This window comes from Exiguobacterium abrahamii (genome assembly GCF_015645365.1).
Lineage (GTDB): Bacteria > Bacillota > Bacilli > Exiguobacteriales > Exiguobacteriaceae > Exiguobacterium_A > Exiguobacterium_A abrahamii.
Genome location: NZ_JADOYC010000003.1, coordinates 10,863 through 30,438, shown reverse-complemented (window position 1 = coordinate 30,438; position 19,576 = coordinate 10,863). Strand labels below are relative to the sequence as shown.

The following is a 19,576-nucleotide window of genomic DNA, read 5'->3' as shown; positions in this document are numbered from 1 at the left end:
TGAGCGATAACAAATATTAGGAGGCGATTCTGTGATTCGACAAGCTGTTTTGCAATACATACATGAGGAAAACGCGCTCGATCAACTTAAAGAAGTGATAGGTAATCGTTCAGCAGTCCTGATTCATGGACGTCAAGCCTATGAAGCAGCCGCTTTTGCCTTACCAGCATTACCACGTCTTTTATTTGAAGGGCATTGTACGGATCAACAGGTGGAAGCTTTCAAACAAGTATGTGCTCCGTACGACGTGATTCTTGCGCTCGGAGGCGGGAGTGTCATCGATACGGCAAAACAGGTCGCGTTTCAATTGCGACGCCCGATCATCATCATTCCGACGATCGTCTCGAACTGTGCTCCATGGACTCCGCTCAGTGTCATGTATAACGAAGAGGGACAGTATATCCGATTTGATACGTTCCCCGTCGTGATTGAAGCCCTTTTACTCGATCATCGGATCATCGCAGCGAGTCCATATGACTATTTTGTAGCCGGGCTCGTCGATACGTTAGCGAAGTGGTATGAAGCACGTGCCTTAAGCGGATCATCGGCTGAAGATCCCGTCATCGAGATGGCACTTCGGACAGCTGAACGTTGTAAGGATATTATCTTGTCGACGAATATAACGGAAACGCGTTTTCGTGAGTATCCCGTTGAAATGCAACATCTCGTCGAAACCGTCATTCCGTTAGCCGGAAGCATTGGTGGTTTTGGTGACGCGGCGACGCGTGGTGCAATCGGACATGCAGTGCATAACGCGTTATCTCCTCATCCAGAAACGCATGCGTTCTTGCACGGGAGTAAGGTCGGTTACGGACTACTCGTTCAGGAGAAGTTACTCAGACATGATGATGATTACATAGAGTTGCGTGACTATCTTCTTGCACAAGAACAGCCGACGGCACTCGCAGACTTCGCATTATCGCTCGATGTCGTCGAAACACTTGCTTTACGGACATCGAAAGAGGAACTGTGTCGTCTGTTGCGTCCGATCGTGTCAGCGGAACAACTCGTCGATGCTATCATACGAAACGAGACAATTTCCGTTTCGACGACTTAACATAAAAAGACGCACATGGACCGAATCAGACGGTCCATGTGCGTCTTTTTATTGTGCTTTCGCAAAGCGAGCATAAGGAGCAGGACGACCGAGTAGGTATCCTTGACCAAGATCAAAGCCGAGTTCGCGGCAAAGATCGAGTTCTTCTTGCCGTTCGATACCTTCCGCTAAGATTTGAATCCCCATTTCTCGTGTCAGGTGACGGGCTTTTCGTAAAAAGGCTTCGTTTTCTGAGTTCGTATCGCAGTGATCGATGAAGGAACGATCAATCTTAATATAATCCGGTTGAAGCAAGGACAACATATCGAGTGTCGAGAAACCAGCGCCGACATCGTCCAGTGCTACTTGAATGCCTTGCTTTTTATACTGTTCGAAGACGTGTTTCAAATGGTTGACGTCTTCAATTTTTTCCGTTTCGACGACTTCGAAGACGAGCCGGCTCGGATCGACTTGATAACGTTCGACAATCTCAAACGTATGGCGCAGGCAATACTCCGGATTATAGATCGTCGAAGGGAGAAAGTTGATGAACGTTTTTGTTGTGCCACCGATATGATGCGTCGCACGGATGGCTTCTTCACGCGCCCGCTGATCAAGACGGGAATGAAGTCCCATCTTCGAGGCCGTCGAAAACAGGACACCAGGCGAGATAGGCGTGTTATCATCTGCTGCTCGCAATAAGGCTTCGTTCGCGACGAGCACGTTGCGCTGGATATCATAAATCGGTTGTAAATGGCTCGTCATGATCCCATGCTGGATGAAATCAATCGCAGACCGATGCTTCAGTTGTTCTAGAAGCGCTGAAGCTAGGATGGGTGCTGTCACATAACGCGATTGTGTGGCGCGACACGACACCGGATAATCCGCTACACGTAAGAGCGATGTCAGTAGCTGTTCGAGCTGTTCAAACGATTGATAGGAATAGATTTCTGGCGTTGGTGATTGAATATGGAGTGCTCCCGCTTCAACGAAACGGATGGATGTCGTACATTCGGCGCAAGGATGCCACATAAAGGGATGTCCACCTCTCAGTACATCAAAAAAAGATGTATTTATTAAATTGGTTAAATTCTTTACCCTGAACAAAAAAGAAATCAAACCTGTTATTCATAATCATTGACCTCATACAAAAAAGAGAAGGGAACGACGGACACAATTCCGTACGTTCTCTCCTCTATCGGTCACATTCTTTCATTGTGAAGTGTAAACAAACCAGAAAGTGAGATGCAAGACAGCGGCTATTGGAACGAGCCATTGGAACTTCGCTTTCCGTGTCTTGTGCCGAACTGTGTACATACCGATCCAAGAACCGAGCGCACCACCGAGGAAAGCAATCGTCAATAGTGTCGATTCGGGTGTCCGGTAAGCATGGTGTTGCGCTCGACGTTTATCCTGCCACATCGAGACAAATCCGATGAGTGTCAGGAGGAGGTAATACCCTAAGATGATCCTCATGAAAAAACGACTCCTTTTCTACCGTTCGGCACCACCACCGCCGGAACTTCCGCCACCACCACGACTGCCACCATTTCCACCACCGCCACGCATGATCGCGGAGAAGATGTTCAAAATCGCAAAGAAGAACATACCACCGGTGAACTTCATATCGAGGAACAATAAGATCAGTAATCCAGCACCGATCAAAATCTTCGTCCACAGTGGAAGTCCGTCGTCATTTTGTGTTTTCGGAGGATCCTGTGACTCAAGCGACTGATCCTTTGAAATGACACTGACGACCGCTTTATATGTTTCAGACGCCGCTTTTCCATACTCACCGTTCTCTTTATAAGGAACCGCGTATTGATCGAGAATACGCCCGGCCGTGATGTCCGTCAGAATACCTTCGAGTTTATAACCGACCTCGATCCGGAATTGGCGATCCTTTTCATTCGGAGCGACGACGACAAGAACACCATTGTCTTTTCCTTCTTGACCGATGCCCTGGCGCCGGAACGTTTCATTGGCGTAAGAGCTTAAATCCTGTCCCTTTAAATCGGGAACCGTCTTGAGGACGACTTGTGCCGTCGTATATTGTTCGAGTTCCTGACCGAGTTGCGCGAGTTCGGCTTCTTCCGAAGGGGTGAGCAGCTGAGCATCATCCTGAATGAAGAAGGCTGCTCCCGTTCGTTCTGAAACGGCACTAGCTGTTGGAACGAAGAGGAAGAAGACGAGGAACGCGCTCAATAGAAGTCGCGTCCACTGCCGAATCATTTCGAATCACTGTTAAAGTCGACGGTCGGATTTTCCCGGTCGCTGTCTGAAATCTCGTAATATGGTTTTTTCTCGAATCCGAAGGCGGATGCGTAAAGTGTCGTTGGGAAGCTCCGACGTTTTTTGTTATAGAGGGTTACAGCATCATTGTAATCCTTGCGGGCGATCCCGAGACGATTTTCTGTTCCTTCCAGCGTATCCATCAAGGATTGGAACCGTTCGCTTGATTTTAGTTCAGGATAAGTCGTCTGCAAAGCAATCAATCCGCGAAGCGAAGACGTGACTTGTTGGTCGGCTTCAATTCGTTGTTCAGTTGACGCAGCACGCGCAAGACCAGCTTGGGCTTCTGCGACTTTTCCATATACTTTTTCTTCTTGACCCGCAACACCTTTGACAGTTTCAACGAGGTTCGGAATTAAATCCGCACGACGCTTGATTTGGTTGTCGACTTGCGACCATTTATTCGATACATCTTCTTCTACATTGACGAGGCTGTTGTATTGTCCGATTGCTAAAAAGGCAATTACAGCAACAATAACGACTCCGATGATTAATGGGAGTTTTGATCTACTCCGACTTCTGCGTGCCATGTGGCATTCACTCCTTTAATTATGTCTCATCCCTATATACCCTTAAGCGACTGAATTAGTTTCAAAAAAATGAAAAACCGTCAGCTAAAATAGCTAACGGTTTGAACTTACATGTAGACGATGACAGCTAAGACAGCTGCTAAGACAAGGCGGTAGATGGCGAACGGAACGAGTTTGATCTTATTGATCAGCTTCAAGAAGAAGCGAATCGATAAGAGAGCAAATACGAACGATGCAACGAATCCAACGGCATAGAATGCGAAGTGGTTCGGTTGAATGTTCTCCCAGTTTTTGACGAGTGAGAGGAAACTTGCACCGAACATGATCGGTACAGCCATGATGAACGTGAAGTCGGCTGCCGTCCGGTGATTCATTCCGAGGAAGACCCCTCCGGAAATCGTTGAACCAGAACGGGAGAAGCCAGGCCAAAGGGAAATACATTGGAACAGACCGACGAGTGCTGCTTGGCGATATGTAATCTGATCAAGCGATGTCGTTTTTGGTTCCTTTGGTCCGAGTTTATCGGCTGCGATCATCAAGAGGGCACCGACAGCAAGACCGATGATGACCGTTTCAATCGAGAAGAGGTTCTCATCGATGAAATCTTCGAATAACAACCCGAGAACAGCTGCTGGTAGAAGACCGATCAAGACGTGACGTAGTTTTAACTTGTGTGTTCCTGCTGCGTCATGTTCGCCTTCAATCTTATACAAACCGATCAAGCTGAAGAGGCGTTTCCAAAAGACGACGACGACCGCAAGAATCGATCCGAGCTGAATGACGATTTTAAAGGTGTTCGCCGAATATTTACCGAGAAAATCGGTCGTTTGCAACCACATGTCATCGACGATGATCATGTGACCTGTGGAAGAGACCGGTGCAAATTCTGTCATCCCTTCGACGAAACCGAGTAAGAGCGCTTTTAAAAGTTCAATGATTGTCATGATAATCTCCTTCTATATGATGTGCTAGTTAAAAACATATCATGTTTTATTCTTGTGAGATAGAACTAATTGGAATATCGGGCGCAGGTCTGAGAGACGATCGTATGTGTAAGACGCGTTGTACGATTTAAATTCGTTTGGATAAGATAATAGATGGATTTAGGTGTCATCGGATAGATCAGGAAATCCGGTCATTTCCATTCATACTAAAACGGCATGAAGGAAAGGGAAATCTTTCTGTTAGGACACAAGGTCAGAAAAACTTCAAATCGATTAGTTTCACTGGAATATGTCTGAATCTACAAACAGAAAAACGAGCAGGAGACGATATCGTCCACTACTCGTTTTGCAACGGGCTCATCCTAAAGCGACGTCAAGAATCATCATGACCGTAAAACCGACCATCAGACCAAGTGTTGCTAAATCGGATCCGTTCTCTGCTTGTGATTCCGGAATCAATTCTTCGACGACGACGAAAATCATCGCTCCGGCAGCAAACGATAACGCATACGGTAGAAGCGGTTGAACGAAGAAGACCGCGGCTGCTCCGACCATCGCGGCAATCGGTTCGACGATTGCTGACAATTGACCGTAATGGAAGGCGCGCCGACGCGACATTCCTTCACCGCGTAGTGGAATCGATAGGGCAGCTCCCTCCGGCATGTTTTGTATCCCAATACCGAGTGCGAGCGTCAAGGCACCGGCGACGGTCGCCCCGTCCATGTTTAAGGCAGCGGCGCCGAAAGCGACACCAATCGCAAGACCTTCGGGAATATTGTGCAACGTGATCGCAAGAAACAGCAATGTCGTTTTCTTGAGTCCTGTCGAAGGACCTTCCGCTGTCTCGAGTGGTGCAGATAAGTGCAAATGCGGCGTAACGAAGTCGAGGAGACGGACGAAAAATCCACCAGCGAGAAAACCAATGGCAGCAGGAATCCAGGCGATTCCTCCATCCTGCTCCGTGAACTCGATCGCAGGAGCAAGCAGCGACCAAAACGACGCGGCAATCATGACGCCGGCAGCAAAACCGAGCATCATGTTCATGACGCGTTTTTCAATCGTCGTAAAGACGAAGACGAGTGCCGCACCAAGTGCGGTTAACCCCCATGTCATCATTCCGGCAAGCAATGCTTGCACGACGACGGGGAGGGAAGTAAACCAATCCAACATGACTATTCCTTCTTTCCGGGCACGATTTAAAGCATCCATCTGTATGAGAGCTTACCCGTTTTCGATCCGGACGATTCGTGTGAAGGGAATTTCAATGACTTCACGTCCGCGCAGAAAGAGAACGGAACGCTCGGGTTCTAGTCGTTCGACGAAACCGACGACCGTCACGTAGCTACTTTCCTTATAATACGTGATTTCAAGTTCGTTTCCTTCTATTAAAGCTTCTTGAAGCAGAAAGTGCCATGATTCTTGCAACTGTTCATCAATTTCAGGCAAGTCGAGCTGATGCATCTGGACATAGTATTCCCGCAACAATTGCAAATGTTCCGGCATGAGAAAAGGAATCCATTTTAAATTTCCCCGATCACGATACGCTGTCATGAAGATCACCTCCCGGATGACCGCCGACAAAACGAAACCGACGTTTGGCGACACTCGTATCAAGAAACGAGACAGCGAGGCGAATCGTTCCTTTTCCGTAGCGGAGGTTAACGACATCCATTGCTTTTAATAACCGTCGCCGTTTCCAGAGCCGCGCATTATCCTCGAACAAAGACAACTGTAAGGTGCCTTGATCGGCAGTCAAATGCCCCACTGCAACGGATAAAAAACGAACAGGTTCCCCGTCGAGCCAATTCGGTTCGAATAATTGTAAGACGTGACGCAAAATAATGCGTTCATCGGATGTCGGATAAGGCAACCGCACTTGACGGGAGAAGCCACTTCGGACGACGTTTCGAGAATAACGGACACCGATGTGAACGGTCCAGCCGACTTGATTCGAAAAGCGGCAACGTGCGGCGACATCCTGCACCAGTTCATTGAGCACATTCCGGATGCGTTCGAACTGATAATAGTCCTGCATTAAGGTCACACCGTGTCCAATCGTCCGTTGAGGGGCTTTCTCGAACAGATGATGCGGGGGAAGCAGTGTCGGTGACGCGTCGAGTCCCCAAGCGTGATGCCACAGTTCGGCACCGATGACACCGAAGCGTTCGTGTAACTCTTCAACGGGGCGCATGGCAAGATCACCGATCGTTTCAATCCCCATCATCTGCAGATGTTGTTCCATGCGATGTCCAACTCCCCACATCTTTCGAATCGGAAAATCATGAAGACGTCGTGCGACATCAGCATATCCACATCGCGCGATGCCTTCTTTTTTCCCGATTAAATCAAGCGTCAGTTTCGCGATGACGTTATTTGGACCAATCCCGATGCGGACGTGGATGCCGGTCTGTTTCAGGATTGCTTCTTTAATTTTGAGGGCAGCTTGCAGGTCGGAACCAAATAGGCGATCGGTTCCGGTCATGTCAATGAAGCTTTCGTCAATTGAATAGACGCGGATGGCTTCAGGTGGGGCGAATTGGTGCAGGACATCCAGGACACGAATCGATGTCTTCATATAAGCGAGCATACGTGGTTCGACAAGTCGAATCGTACGACGAACAGCGTATGGCAATTGCTCGATTTCATATAATCGACCGGCCGTCTTGATTCCAAGTGCTTTTAAGGCAGGGGTGGCAGCGAGAATGACGGACCCGCTTCGTTTTAAATCGGAGACGACCGCCAGGCGTGTCGTCAAGGGGGGGAGATTGCGATACTGGCATTCACAGCTGGCGTAGAAGGACACACTGTCGACGCAAAAAATCCGTTTATCTTGTGGTAAAACGACGGAAGGAAACATCTGAATCACTCCTTTACACAAAAGAACGTATGTTCTTATTTTGATTTTCCTTGACTATAGCACGGTCTCAAAGTGTCTCAAAATAAAAACTGTTGAAAAAGGGGAATTCGAACGATTTCTCCTCATATAACAGGAGTTTGGTACACTAAGGGAGAGAAAAAAGGGGGAACCTTCATTGAAAGAGACCGTTATCCGTTTACCAGAATTACCGAAGACGCTTCAGTCAGAGACCTTCGATCAAGTCGAAATCGATGACCCGTATCTGAAAGGAGCGCGTTATGAGAAAGAGTCGATGCCGAGTGAACTGACAGAACGCATCGATGCCTATCAAGTGTGTTTTCAAAATGTCTCGTTCGCGAACCTCAACTTTGACCGTGGTTCGTTCGAAGATATTCGTTTTGAACAATGCGACTTAACCGGATGTCACTTCCAAGAAACTCGTTTTCACCGTGTGTCCTTCGTCGGATGCCGAATGACGGGCATCCAGTTTGAAGATTGTACGCTTGACCATTTAACGATTCAGGAAGGACTTGCAGATTACGCACAGTTCATTCGCAGTACGGTCCGTCATCAACACTGGAGCGAAACGACGATGAAAGAAGCACAGTTCTTCGAAGTGAAACCGACCCATTGGAAACTCGAAGCGGTCCGGCTTACAGATAGCCAATGGATTGAAACACCGTTAAAAGGTCTCGACCTCCGGCAGACGGAACTCTCTGGTATTACGATCGATCCGCGATTTTTACCAGGTGCTGTCATTACGGAAGAGCAAGCAGTCGCCTTTGCTCGTTTGTTAGGTCTTGTCATTCCATAACAAAAAGAAATCCTGCTTTCGATTGTTACTCGAAAAGCAGGACTTCTTTTTAATGAAGGTTACTGTTCTTAAAATGACATCGTTTCGCCATCCTCCGGGATGAGGAAATGGGCAGAAAGGTGGAAGGCAGTTAAAAAGTCAGCAATCATATCACGTCGCAGAAGACAATGATTGACGGACTCGAGGTGCGAGACGATGATCGTCGCTTCCGCCGCTGCTTGATGTACCGCAAGGAGATCACGCTGTGACATCGTGATCGGCTCTCCGGTCAAGAACTGGGCGGCGCCACTGTTGACGACGATGATATCAGGTGTATGTTGTTCGATTGCATGCGCGACCTCGTCGCACCAGATCGTATCACCTGCGATATAAAGTGTTGGTTCGTCCGGATGGGTCAGGACGAGCCCAGACACACGTCCCATCCGTTCGCCGATTTCACCGACACCATGCTGTCCACCTGTTCGATGGATTTGGATATCACCAATCGTCACACCGGAATCGAAGGAAGAGACGTTCGTGAAGCCGGCTTCTCGGATGTGCTGTGCGTCTTCTTCTTGTTGCGCATAGAGCGGTAAATGCTTTGGTAATAGTTGTTTAGCAGCATCATCGAAATGATCGGCATGCAGATGCGTGACGAAGATGGCGTCAGGATCAAGCAGTGTGTTGACATCGACCGGTAAGTCGACGAGTGGATTGGCGACGGCATTCGGTGTTTGACCGAAGGGAGGCAAGCTGCCTTTTTCGCCGAGGAACGGATCGATCAGTAAGACTTGATTGGCATACGTGACAACGAGTGTTGCATTGCGAATTTGTTGAATATCCATTAGGTTCATCCTCTCTCAATGACTCGGATTGACTATTCCCCTTCTGGCATTCAATGAATCCTATCGCAAGCGTTTCTCCATCGCCATGACGTCGACATATTCACCGTTCAATTGTCCTTGCTCCTTAAACGTTCCAACGATCCGGAACCCGGAGCGGATGTAGAGTTTTTGTCCGATTTTATTGAACGGGAAGGTGAAGAGAATGAGTTTATGCATCTGATGATCACGGGCGTGTTGCTCAGCCGTTTCGAGCAAACGTGTGCCGATCCCTTGTCCACGATGAGTCCGGGTGATATAAACCGAAATCTCACCGACGGATGCGTAGACAGGACGCGGATTATATGGATCGAGGGAAATGAAGCCGAGGACACCTGTGTCATCTTCAGCGACATATCCGGCATATCGATCAGTGCGTTCCGTATACCACTGGGTCATGAAGGATAAGTCCTTTTGATCGGTCTCAAGCGTTGCGATCCGATCTTCAATGCCTTCGTTATAGATGTCGAGAATCGCTGGTAAGTCGTGTTCCGTTACGGGACGAATATGCATGACGCTCACTTCCTCATCGCTTTTCCTTCATTATATCGGTTACGTGTCAATGTAGTGATATGTTTGTGCGATAAGAAAAGCGCTGATTCCCTTCATATGAAGGAAAACAGCGCTTATATCGTTCTTAAGAGACCGTTGACGTCTCGTTTTCGTAAATCGGAACCCAGCCGTCTGTCGTGACGAAGATTCGAACAGCAACGACTTTACGATCGTCTTGAAGCGTAAAGTAGTGGCGTGTGTTAACAGGAACGGAAATCAAATCACCAGGATTGAGTTCGATGTTATAGTAGCCGACTTCTTCGTCTTTAATCGCGAAGACGCCATGACCGCTGACGATGAAACGAACTTCATCATCCGTATGGTGATGTTCTTTCTGGAAGTTGACGAGCAACTCATCCAGGTTCGGTGTCGTATCCGAAAGTGAGATGATATCAGCTGTCTGATACCCACGACGTTCTGATACGTCTTTGATTTCTGGAGCGAACGTATCGAGAATCGTTTGTTTGTCTGCATCCGTCAGTGTGAAGTTCTCAACGAGAGGCGCTGGAAGTTTCGAAACGTCCCACTGTTCGTAAAGAACGCCGCGTGACGCAAGGAAGTCAGCGACTTCCGTTTGATCCGTATACCGTGTGTTTGTTTCTTGGAATAAGACTGTTGCCATGAGATGATTCCTCCTTTTAATGAATGGATTGACGGCATGATTGCAACGTCAACGTGTAATTGAATAAAAACTCGAAGGCTTCGAGGTGTTTCTTTGCTTCAAAGGCGGTCGGTGCCCAGACAGTGATCCCGTGATTGCGGATCAGGACGGCACCACTGTCTGCTGTGACATGCGGTGCAAAAGCAGCGGCAAGCGTCGGGATGTCCGCATGATTCGGAATGATCGGTACCGTGACCGTCGCATCCTCTTCCCAGTGTCCGAGTGCCTTGATGATTTCTTGACCGGAAAAGGTGATACTGCCTTGATCGCCATAGAGTTCCGAAATCACATTGTTCGCAATCGTATGGACATGCAGGGAACAACCGGCGTCCGTTCGATTGAACACTTCGACATGGAGCAATGTCTCAGCGGAAGGACGCCCGGATTGCTCACCGATCAATTGACCGGTCGCATCGACATGAACGAAGTCGTCAGGAGTCGTCTGCCGTTTATCTTTTCCGCTTGCCGTCACAAGGAATTCAACCGGGACACCGGATGTCCGGATGGCGAGATTGCCACTCGTACCAGGGAACCAATCACGCGCCGCAAGCTCTTGTTTGATGGCACGTAATTCTTCATAGCGTCGCATGAATGTCATGTTGTCACCTCCGCTCGTGTTAAATCATGAACGATATCGTGGAACGTCTCAAACGGTGTATAGGCGATATCGTTCTCTTCACACAACGTGATCAGATAATCACGGGCATAGACACGATCCGCTTGTTTTGCGAGTTCGAAGTCCGTCACCGAGTCGCCGATGACGATGATGACGTCACCGTCTTTACGTAGTGTCCGGGCAACGGACGTTTTACAACAGCCGCACCCGTTCGTACAATGGGCATCGCAGGCGTTTGGCCAATCGATATGGACGAATGGACCACTGAAATCAGCGACGTTACAGTAAATCTGTTCTTGGTCGAGGAAGGGCGCTAAGATCGGTTCGACGAAAAAGTCCATTCCACCGCTGACGATCGAGAAATCGATGTCTTGACGACGACTGTACTGAAGCAACTCCGAAAATCCGTCGCGAATGACGGCGCGCTCCAGTAAAAAGTCAAGATAGGACGCTTTCCCATCAGATGGCAGAAGTGCGAACATTTGTCCGACACCACTTTGAATCGATAACGTCCGGTCGAGTACGCCGCGTTTTAACGGTTCGAAGTCACGCGCTGGCGCAAATGCCTGCATGAGTGCGATGATGTTATCCTGTGTCGTCACCGTCCCGTCGAAGTCACAAAGAATCCGTACGGTCATGACTTGATCCCCCAAGCGTCGAGGGCAATTCGTAATTCTTCATGACGCGATGCTGCCGTCGATAGGGATTCATTTGCGAGTGCCGCATCGAGTGCCTGACGGAAAGCAATGACGCCAGCCGCAGCACCTTGCGGATGACCATGTACGCCGCCACCGGCGTTGATGACGGAATCGATCCCGAAGTCCCGTACGAGTTGAGCGACGAGTCCAGGATGAATACCGGCTGAAGGAACCGGGAAGATTGATTTTGTCTGCCCGAGACGGGTCGCTTCGACCGCGATGCCACGAGCGACATCCTTTGGCAAAGCGACATTGCCGTAAGGAGACGGGAATAGCGTCAAGTCTGCTCCAGCAGCACGCGGTAATGTGCCGAGTAAGACAGGGGCTGCGACTCCGTGATTCGGGCTAGCGATCAACGCACCGCTATATGCCGGATGATTGAAGATCGGAACGTTGATTTCCGGATCACTTGCCAGTTCGCGTAAGACGTCGAGTCCGTATGTGAAGGTATTCAGCAAGAAAGCAGTCGCTCCAGCATCAATCAATCGCTTGGCTTGATCCTTGAGCGTAAAGACGGGACCGCTGAGTGTGATCGCATATAACGCACGTTTACCGGTCCGTTGGAAGTGAGCATCGATGACCTCACGTCCGATCCGTGCCCGGTCAATCGTCGGTGTCAACGGATTGTCGTATAGGATCTCATCGTCCTTGACGAGATCAATCCCACCAGCGAGTTGTCCTTCGAGTTGATCACGAAGGAACGATAAATCGCGTCCGATGACTCCTTTGAAGATGCTCATTAATAATGGGCGATCTTCGACACCGATCAAGGAACGGACCCCTTCGATCCCGAACTTCGCACCTGGAAAGTCCGACGTAAATGTATCGGGTAGTAGCAATTCTGTTAATTTGATTTCACCGTCGAGTGAGAGTTTCCCGAAGACGGTCGTCAGAATCGCAGAAAAGTCGCGCGATACGTTATGTTCCGGGTAACGAATCGTGATATATCCTTTGCCATCGCGCTCTTCGGTATGTACGACTTCCCCTTTGAACGAGGCGAGTTGTTGTTGTTCGAGATGATTCAGTTCCGTCCAAGAACCGACTGTCAGACCAAGCGCGAGTTGTTCAGCGCGCTGCTCGAGTCGATCACGGACAGTCAATTGATAAGTAGCAGTGATATAAGCCATGTCTTTCCTCCTTCAACAAAAAAATGGTCTCTCGTCAGCGACAAGAGACCATGAATGATTCGAACGTGGACTCTTATCTGTCAGCTTAGTAGCTGCAAGAATTAGCACCGTGCCAAAAGGTCGGTTGCTGCGACATCGTAGGGCTTGTCCCTCCGTCTGCTCTTGATAAGAATTGGATGAAATTGTGAAATCTAATTGCAATTTTTACATGAGAATCGTGACTTGTCAAACTATTTTTAGAAAATTTATTTTTTTGAAAATACTCTTTCTATAGATGACTTAAAAATGATGTCCGTTTCTGCTTGATTTCGATTTGACAGCGAGGAAGTCGATTGCGTAAGATTCAAATCAATATCACACACGACAACTACATACGACTCTTATCGCGAGTTGGCAGAGGGAATTGGCCCGATGACGCCGCAGCAACCGACCACTAGGCACGGTGCTACATCCAACAGACGTTTCGTCTGAGAGATAAGAGGACGCAGTGACTTTCCTGCGCCTCTTTTCGATGACGAAAAGAGGCGCTTTTTCGTGTATCACATAGGGGGAAACTGAGATGACATACAAAGCATTCACAGAACAGGACGCGATTGATCGTGTTCGGACATTAGGACTGATCGGCGACGGAGCCGTCGAAGCAGAAGAGATTGGCGACGGCAACCTCAACCTCGTTTTTCGAATTCGAGAGGGTGAACATCGCTTGATTTTAAAACAAGCATTACCATATGCGAAGGTCGTCGGGGAGAGCTGGCCGTTATCGCTCGAACGGGCGTGGATCGAGCAATCCGCACTCCGTGAATTCGCACGGCATGCGGTACCGTTCGTGCCACGTGTTTTTCATGCTAGTCATGAAGAGGCGTATACGGTCATGGAAGATCTTTCACATCTGACGATCGTTCGAAGCGGTTTACTCGCAGGTGAACAGTATCCGTTGCTTGCGGAACATATCGGTTCTTATCTCGCTCGGACGTTATTCCATACATCGGACTTTGCGCTTGGTCCGGTTGAAAAGAAACGTGTCGCCCGAACGTACTACAATCCAGACTTGTGCGACATCACGGAAAAATTAATCTTCACGGATCCGTTTCATGACGCGGAGACGAACGAGATTGAATCCGGACTCGAAGAAGAGGTGGCACGTCTATGGGCAGACGATGAGTTGAAACGCGAAGTCGCAAAACTCGAAGCGCTCTTCATCACGAAAGGAGATGCATTGCTGCACGGCGATCTACATACAGGCAGCATCTTCGCCTCGGCGACGGAAACGAAAGTCATCGATCCAGAATTCGCCTTTTATGGTCCATTCGGATTCGATGTCGGACAGTTCATTGCGCATCTATTCTTCGCAGCATATCCGGATTACCCTACACGACGTGACGCCCGAATCAAGGACATTGATACGTTCTGGCTGACGTTCGCTTCAACGTTCCGTGCATTATGGGAACGGGAAGCCGTCGAACCGTTCCAGGCATCAGGACTCGTCGATGATGTACTGAGCACGATCTTGCAGGATGCCCTTGGCTTTGCCGGTTGCGAATTGATTCGGCGGACGATCGGTCTTGCACCGGTCGCTGATTTAGAATCGATCGATTCAACGACGGAACGCTTAGAGCGAAAACGTCACGTGCTCCGTCTAGGATCGGCGTTAATCAAACGCCGTACAGAATGCCGAACATTCGATGATTTACGAAACTTTGACGTAACGGAGGAACTCAGCCGATGACTACATTCGTTCAAAGTATTCGTTACGAAGACCGTGTCTTGACGATTCTCGATCAGACACGTCTACCGCAAGAAGAGCACTATGAAGTCATTGCTGATCTCGCGCAAGCGGTTGAGGCGATCAAACAACTACGTGTCCGGGGCGCACCTGCGATCAGCTTATTCGGTGGATTCGTGCTCGTTCAAGAAGCGTACCGCTTTGAAGCGGCGCTTCCGGTCTACAAGCAAGCCTTGCTTGAGACATCAGCGACGTTACTTGCGACACGACCGACGGCCGTCAACTTGCGAAATGTCCTCAATCAATTGAATCCAATCATTCAAGACGGGACGTCGGTAGAAGAGATTCGCGAACGGTTGGAAAAACGGACGGTCGCCTTATACGACCAGGATGCGCAGACGTCACGTCAAATCGGGATTCATGCACTGGAATTATTCCAATCAGGCGACCGGATCCTAACAATTTGTAATGCTGGATCGATTGCGACCGCTGCTTATGGAACAGCACTTGCGCCGTTCTACATCGCAAAAGAACGCGGCATTGAATTATCCGTTTTTGCGAGTGAGACGCGACCGTTACTGCAGGGAGCACGATTGACGACATGGGAGCTGCAACGTGCCGGCATCGATGTCACGTTAATTACGGACAACATGGTCGCCCATACGCTGAAAGAAAAACAGATCGATGCAATCATCGTCGGTGCCGACCGCATTACACGAAACGGAGATACCGCGAATAAGATTGGGACGTTCCAATTGGCATTGCTCGCGCAAGCTTTTGGTATTCCGTTTTACGTCGCAGCACCACTCTCGACGTTCGACTTCTCGCTCGTTTCCGGAGACGCGATCGAAATCGAAGAACGTGATCCGCAAGAAGTGATGACTGTCCAAGGTATTGCGACAGCACCGGAAGGCATCGCCGTCTTCAACCCGGCGTTTGATGTCACACCACACACCTTCATCACAGGCATCATCACCGAACTTGGTGTCATCACGCAACCGAATGAAGAAACGATTGAACAATTAACAGGGCTTCAACCCCTCGGATAAGGAGATATGTCATGAAAAAACTAGCTTACGCCGTCCTAGCACCGGCACTGTTACTAGCGGCTTGTGCGAATGGAGAAGCCACGACGACGAAGGTCGTCAAGGATGTACCAAAAGGGGTTCAATCAGACGTCAAGATCGCCGTCATCCGCAACCTGGCATCGGATGATCATACGAAACAATTCCTTGATGGCGCACGAAGTGAAGGCGAAGCGCTCGGCTTTAAAGTCAGCACGTTCATTTCGGAAGGTAACGACGTCAAGTTCAAGGAGCTTGTCGCGCAAGCGATTCAGCAAGATTATGATGGGCTCATCATCTCGCACGGTAAGGAAGACTACGCCTATGACATGATCAAACCGGCGGTCGATAAAGGACTGAAGGTCGTGACGTTTGATACGGTCACGAAGAAAAAAGGAACGGCGTTAAAAGGTGTGACGGAAACGTTCCAAAACGATCATCAACTCGCGAAGCTATCGCTTGATGAAGTGACGAAGGTGACGGACAAAAAGCCGGTCCGTGTCATCAAACTTTGGTTCGGACCAGGTTTTGCCCCGCTCGATCGTCGTCAGGAAATCTATAAGACGTACGAAGCAGACGGCAAAATCAAAACGCTTGAGACGGTTGGACCGACAAACTTCCAAGATGTCCAAGGGGATATCGCAACGAAGATGAATGCGATTCTCGCGAAATATCCGAAAGGAAGTATTGATGCGGTTTGGGGAGCGTGGGACGAAGTTGCAAAAGGGGCTTATAAATCGCTCAAGGATAATAAACGTCAAGAAATCCCGCTAATCTCGATCGATGTCTCGAATCAGGATATCAACCTGATGCGTGAAAAAGGCAGTAACTGGGTCTCGACGAGTGCGGTGGATCCATTCTTGATTGGACAAACGGACATGCGATTATTGGCTAAGAAAATTGCCGGAGAGAAGACGCCGGATAGCTTTGATCTCGATGCGAAACTCGTGGAGCAGAAGGCATTGAAGCAGGACACGACGATGTATAATCTCGATACGATCATCAAAGGTTGGAGTACATCGGACAAATTCAATGAGCCGTGGATGGACCGGTTGCGTGACGTCCATAAAAAACAATGACGTCTACCAATCATCACTTGAAGATGACCGGGATTTCACTGGCGTTTCCAGGAGTGCAAGCCTTAAAACAGGTCTCATTTGAAGTGAAATCCGGTGAAATCCACGCGCTTGTCGGTGCGAATGGTGCCGGTAAGTCGACGTTGATGAAAGTCTTATCCGGAGCGGAAACGGCGGACGAAGGAACGATCCGTCTCGACGGGCAGGAGTTGTCCATCACGTCACCACGTGATGCGAAACAGATTGGAATCGACCTCGTCCAACAAGAGGTCGATGTGGCACTTGTCCCGTATTTGACGGTCGCTGAGAATATCTGTCTCGATCTGTTGACGGACGGAACGATGACTGGCTTCGTATCCCAGCGCCGTTACATACAGCGTGCCAAGGAAGCGTTAGCGACATTACAGGCGGATATTTCCGTCAAGACACGCGTCGAGGAGTTGCGGCTTGCTGAAAAGCAACTCGTATTGATTGCTCGCGCCCTCGTCCAAGAACGCCGTTTTTTGATTTTGGATGAACCAACGGCACCGCTCAGTCAGGCGGAAACAAGCCATCTCTTTTCAGTCGTGCGTCGTTTAGCCGAACGAGGGCTTGGGATCATCTTCATCTCGCATCGTTTACAGGAACTATATGAGATTTGCGACTCCATCTCGGTCATGCGCGACGGTCAACTCATCTCACGACATCTTTTGACAGACATCATGAAGGAAGCTGTCGTTGAGCAGATGCTCGGGCGTCAGCTTACGTCTGTTGCGAAAACGTCACGGGTAAATGCAACGAACGTATTGACGGTCGAGAGTGCTACGAATGCGGACGTCCACGATATCTCCTTGACGGTTCAAGCAGGTGAAGTCGTTGGTATCGCGGGTCTTGTCGGTGCCGGTAAAACGGAATTATGCAAAGCATTGTTCGGTGATCGCCCGTTTCAGGAAGGGGAGGTTCGGATAGGTGGCAAAGCCCATCGCCTTCGCAATCCACAAGCGGCGATTCAAGCGGGAATCGGTCTCGTTCCAGAAGAACGACGAAAAGAAGGAATTCTTGTTGCCGATTCTGTCGCAGAAAACCTGACAGCAGCGGCAGCTCATGATTTCGTCAACCGCTGGGGGCTGATGGATCGTCGTAAAGAAGCAGATCAGGCATCGCAATGGGTCAAGGAGCTGGGCATTAAAGTGGCAGACGTGAAACAGGAAGTAGGTCAACTATCCGGTGGGAATCAACAAAAAGTCGCCATCGGAAAATGGTTACTGACCGATGTTTCTGTACTCGTCTTGGACGAACCGACAAAAGGTGTCGACGTCGGAGCCAAACAAGATATCTATCGTCTGATTGACGGACTCGCGCAACAACAAAAAGGGATCCTTTACGCGACGAGTGAATGGGATGAACTTTTGACCGTCACGGACCGAATCTACGTCATGTTCGATGGACGGATCGTCCATGAAACGAAGACGGCGGACACATCAGAAGAAACCTTGTTGTGGTATGCGACAGGAGGAGGGCAACGATGAATGAGGTAGTATCAAAACAAACGAACCGAGGGAAGGGTTTACGTCCTGTCCTCGGATTCTTGAACGACTGGGGGATCGTCCTCGCGATCCTTGCCCTCGTCCTGTTTTTTGCGACGACGGCTCCAACATTCCTACAAGGGACGAATTTGATTAATATTTTACGAAGTATCTCCATCGTGACGATTATCGCGATCGGCTTGACCGTCTCTTTGACGGTCAATGGATTTGATTTATCGGTCGGGTCGACCGCGACGCTTGCGAGTTCTTTCGTCGTCTCGTTCTTCGTCTGGTACAGTCTACCGCTCGGTGTCTCGATTGGTTTAGCACTTCTCTTATCTCTTAGCGTTGCTCTGGTGAACATCTTACTCATCGTCTGGTTTAAGATTCCGGATTTGTTTGCGACGCTTGCGACGATGTTCATCGTCGAAGGTGTCGCGATGACGTATACCGGTGGTGGTTCAATCAGTGCCGGAATGCCGCGCTTGGACGGTACACCAACAGTCGGCACGATTCCGGAGGCATTCGCGAAAATCAGCCAGGCACCTTGGATCATCGTCATCATGCTCGTCGTCGTCGCTATGACACATGTCTTCTTAAGCCATACGCGACACGGTCGTTTTCTCTATATCATCGGTGGGAATCCGGAAGCCGCACGATTGACAGGAATTCGTGTCAACCGCTACCGGGCACTCGCGTATCTGATTGCTGGATTACTTGCGGCAATCGGTGGAATTTTACTTGCGTCACAAGTCGGATCGTCACAAATTAATGCCGGTTCCGGTTATCTGATGCCAGCGGTTGCGGCGGCATTCATCGGCTCGTCGTTCGCAGGACAAGGGAAGCCGAATGCGCTTGGCACACTCGTTGGGGCTTGTCTCGTCGGGATTCTTGAAAATGGTCTCGTCATGCTGTCTGTTCCATACTATTCGTTGAATATCATCAAAGGGCTGGTCCTTGCGGTCGCACTCGCGACGACCTATGCGCGGTATCGAAAAAAATAATTAAAATTCGACGTTTCGTTTATAACATATTCGGTAATATTCAATATATGAAAGGATGGTGATGCACATGAATGATTACCAATGTAGAGGGAACGATCGCATGTCGCTTCTGAAAGAAGAGGATCACCGGACTTGACGAACGTTGTCCATTGACACGGATGTATTCGTGTTTTACGTGCAACTGCACGGTTCAAGAACGGATCACGGCATGTGTTCG

Annotated in this window: 21 protein-coding genes and 2 riboswitches; of the genes, 7 read left to right on the top strand and 14 right to left on the bottom strand. The window is 49.2% G+C overall.

The genetic code is table 11. The annotated features are described in order from the left end of the window. The first annotated feature begins 31 nt into the window (after positions 1-31). Positions 32-1,057 carry an iron-containing alcohol dehydrogenase gene (locus ITJ88_RS11395; protein ID WP_195865731.1) on the top strand — a complete coding sequence of 342 codons (1,026 nt, stop codon included), beginning with the start codon at positions 32-34 and terminating at the stop codon, positions 1,055-1,057. A 48-nt stretch (positions 1,058-1,105) separates the two neighbouring features. Here the strand turns inward: ITJ88_RS11395 and ITJ88_RS11390 are convergent, their stop codons facing one another. From ITJ88_RS11390 to ITJ88_RS11355, 8 genes are all read right to left on the bottom strand, one after another. Next, positions 1,106-2,068: an EAL domain-containing protein gene (locus tag ITJ88_RS11390; RefSeq protein ID WP_195865730.1), complete on the bottom strand. Its 963-nt coding sequence runs from the start codon at positions 2,066-2,068 to the stop codon at positions 1,106-1,108. Positions 2,069-2,248: 180 nt separating this feature from the next. After that, a complete protein-coding gene (locus ITJ88_RS11385) occupies positions 2,249-2,512 on the bottom strand; it encodes a DUF1294 domain-containing protein (protein ID WP_230088832.1) in 264 nt (87 codons plus the stop codon). A gap of 18 nt (positions 2,513-2,530) precedes the next feature. Next, on the bottom strand, positions 2,531-3,268 hold the full coding sequence (locus tag ITJ88_RS11380) for a TPM domain-containing protein (RefSeq protein ID WP_195865729.1): 738 nt from the start codon (positions 3,266-3,268) through the stop codon (positions 2,531-2,533). Further along, entirely contained in the window at positions 3,265-3,858 is a 594-nt protein-coding gene (locus ITJ88_RS11375) for a LemA family protein (RefSeq protein WP_058705206.1), read from the bottom strand. Before ITJ88_RS11375 ends, ITJ88_RS11380 begins: the two co-directional genes overlap by 4 nt. A 107-nt stretch (positions 3,859-3,965) precedes the next feature. Further along, the gene (locus tag ITJ88_RS11370) at positions 3,966-4,802 is read right to left on the bottom strand and encodes an undecaprenyl-diphosphate phosphatase (RefSeq protein ID WP_195865728.1); all 837 of its coding nucleotides are present in this window, start codon (positions 4,800-4,802) and stop codon (positions 3,966-3,968) included. Positions 4,803-5,159: 357 nt separating this feature from the next. Continuing rightward, positions 5,160-5,972, bottom strand: a complete 813-nt coding sequence (locus ITJ88_RS11365; RefSeq protein WP_023467025.1) for a ZIP family metal transporter — start codon at positions 5,970-5,972, stop codon at positions 5,160-5,162. Between the two features lie 51 nt (positions 5,973-6,023). Continuing rightward, the gene (locus ITJ88_RS11360; protein ID WP_023467027.1) at positions 6,024-6,353 is read right to left on the bottom strand and encodes a YolD-like family protein; all 330 of its coding nucleotides are present in this window, start codon (positions 6,351-6,353) and stop codon (positions 6,024-6,026) included. Further along, positions 6,337-7,659, bottom strand: a complete 1,323-nt coding sequence (locus ITJ88_RS11355) for a Y-family DNA polymerase (RefSeq protein ID WP_195865727.1) — start codon at positions 7,657-7,659, stop codon at positions 6,337-6,339. Before ITJ88_RS11355 ends, ITJ88_RS11360 begins: the two co-directional genes overlap by 17 nt. Before the next feature lie 175 nt (positions 7,660-7,834). On the opposite strand from ITJ88_RS11355, the gene ITJ88_RS11350 reads away from it, so the two are divergent. After that, entirely contained in the window at positions 7,835-8,473 is a 639-nt protein-coding gene (locus ITJ88_RS11350) for a pentapeptide repeat-containing protein (RefSeq protein WP_195865726.1), read from the top strand. A 68-nt stretch (positions 8,474-8,541) separates the two neighbouring features. On the opposite strand, the gene ITJ88_RS11345 is transcribed toward ITJ88_RS11350, so the two are convergent. The 6 genes from ITJ88_RS11345 to ITJ88_RS11320 form a co-directional block, all read right to left on the bottom strand. After that, positions 8,542-9,297 (bottom strand): MBL fold metallo-hydrolase, encoded by a 756-nt coding sequence (locus tag ITJ88_RS11345; protein WP_195865725.1) that lies wholly within the window; start codon positions 9,295-9,297, stop codon positions 8,542-8,544. 60 nt (positions 9,298-9,357) lie between these two features. Then, positions 9,358-9,846, bottom strand: a complete 489-nt coding sequence (locus ITJ88_RS11340; protein ID WP_195865724.1) for an arsinothricin resistance N-acetyltransferase ArsN1 family A — start codon at positions 9,844-9,846, stop codon at positions 9,358-9,360. Between the two features lie 124 nt (positions 9,847-9,970). After that, the gene (locus ITJ88_RS11335) at positions 9,971-10,507 is read right to left on the bottom strand and encodes a 1,2-dihydroxy-3-keto-5-methylthiopentene dioxygenase (protein ID WP_023467032.1); all 537 of its coding nucleotides are present in this window, start codon (positions 10,505-10,507) and stop codon (positions 9,971-9,973) included. Positions 10,508-10,523: 16 nt separating this feature from the next. Then, on the bottom strand, positions 10,524-11,144 hold the full coding sequence (locus ITJ88_RS11330; protein WP_023467033.1) for a methylthioribulose 1-phosphate dehydratase: 621 nt from the start codon (positions 11,142-11,144) through the stop codon (positions 10,524-10,526). Next, positions 11,141-11,800, bottom strand: coding sequence for a 2-hydroxy-3-keto-5-methylthiopentenyl-1-phosphate phosphatase (locus ITJ88_RS11325; protein WP_195865723.1), 660 nt, complete (start codon positions 11,798-11,800; stop codon positions 11,141-11,143). The genes ITJ88_RS11330 and ITJ88_RS11325 overlap by 4 nt, the downstream gene beginning before the upstream one ends. Further along, positions 11,797-12,987 carry a 2,3-diketo-5-methylthiopentyl-1-phosphate enolase gene (locus tag ITJ88_RS11320; protein WP_195865722.1) on the bottom strand — a complete coding sequence of 397 codons (1,191 nt, stop codon included), beginning with the start codon at positions 12,985-12,987 and terminating at the stop codon, positions 11,797-11,799. Before ITJ88_RS11320 ends, ITJ88_RS11325 begins: the two co-directional genes overlap by 4 nt. 70 nt (positions 12,988-13,057) lie before the next feature. After that, positions 13,058-13,159: riboswitch (SAM riboswitch) on the bottom strand. Positions 13,160-13,364: 205 nt separating this feature from the next. Continuing rightward, positions 13,365-13,468: riboswitch (SAM riboswitch) on the top strand. A gap of 78 nt (positions 13,469-13,546) precedes the next feature. Between ITJ88_RS11320 and mtnK the strand changes: the two genes are divergently transcribed. Genes mtnK through ITJ88_RS11295 form a run of 5 tightly spaced genes read left to right on the top strand, consistent with a single transcriptional unit; the run spans position 13,547 to position 19,359 of the window. After that, the gene (gene mtnK, locus ITJ88_RS11315) at positions 13,547-14,713 is read left to right on the top strand and encodes an S-methyl-5-thioribose kinase (RefSeq protein ID WP_195865721.1); all 1,167 of its coding nucleotides are present in this window, start codon (positions 13,547-13,549) and stop codon (positions 14,711-14,713) included. Beyond that, complete coding sequence (mtnA, locus tag ITJ88_RS11310) at positions 14,710-15,759, top strand: S-methyl-5-thioribose-1-phosphate isomerase (RefSeq protein ID WP_195865720.1); 1,050 nt, start codon at positions 14,710-14,712, stop codon at positions 15,757-15,759. Before mtnK ends, mtnA begins: the two co-directional genes overlap by 4 nt. An 11-nt stretch (positions 15,760-15,770) precedes the next feature. Further along, positions 15,771-16,853, top strand: coding sequence for a sugar ABC transporter substrate-binding protein (locus ITJ88_RS11305; protein WP_029340727.1), 1,083 nt, complete (start codon positions 15,771-15,773; stop codon positions 16,851-16,853). Then, on the top strand, positions 16,850-18,358 hold the full coding sequence (locus tag ITJ88_RS11300) for a sugar ABC transporter ATP-binding protein (protein ID WP_195865719.1): 1,509 nt from the start codon (positions 16,850-16,852) through the stop codon (positions 18,356-18,358). Before ITJ88_RS11305 ends, ITJ88_RS11300 begins: the two co-directional genes overlap by 4 nt. Next, positions 18,355-19,359, top strand: a complete 1,005-nt coding sequence (locus tag ITJ88_RS11295) for an ABC transporter permease (protein ID WP_195865718.1) — start codon at positions 18,355-18,357, stop codon at positions 19,357-19,359. Before ITJ88_RS11300 ends, ITJ88_RS11295 begins: the two co-directional genes overlap by 4 nt. Positions 19,360-19,576: the final 217 nt, after the last annotated feature.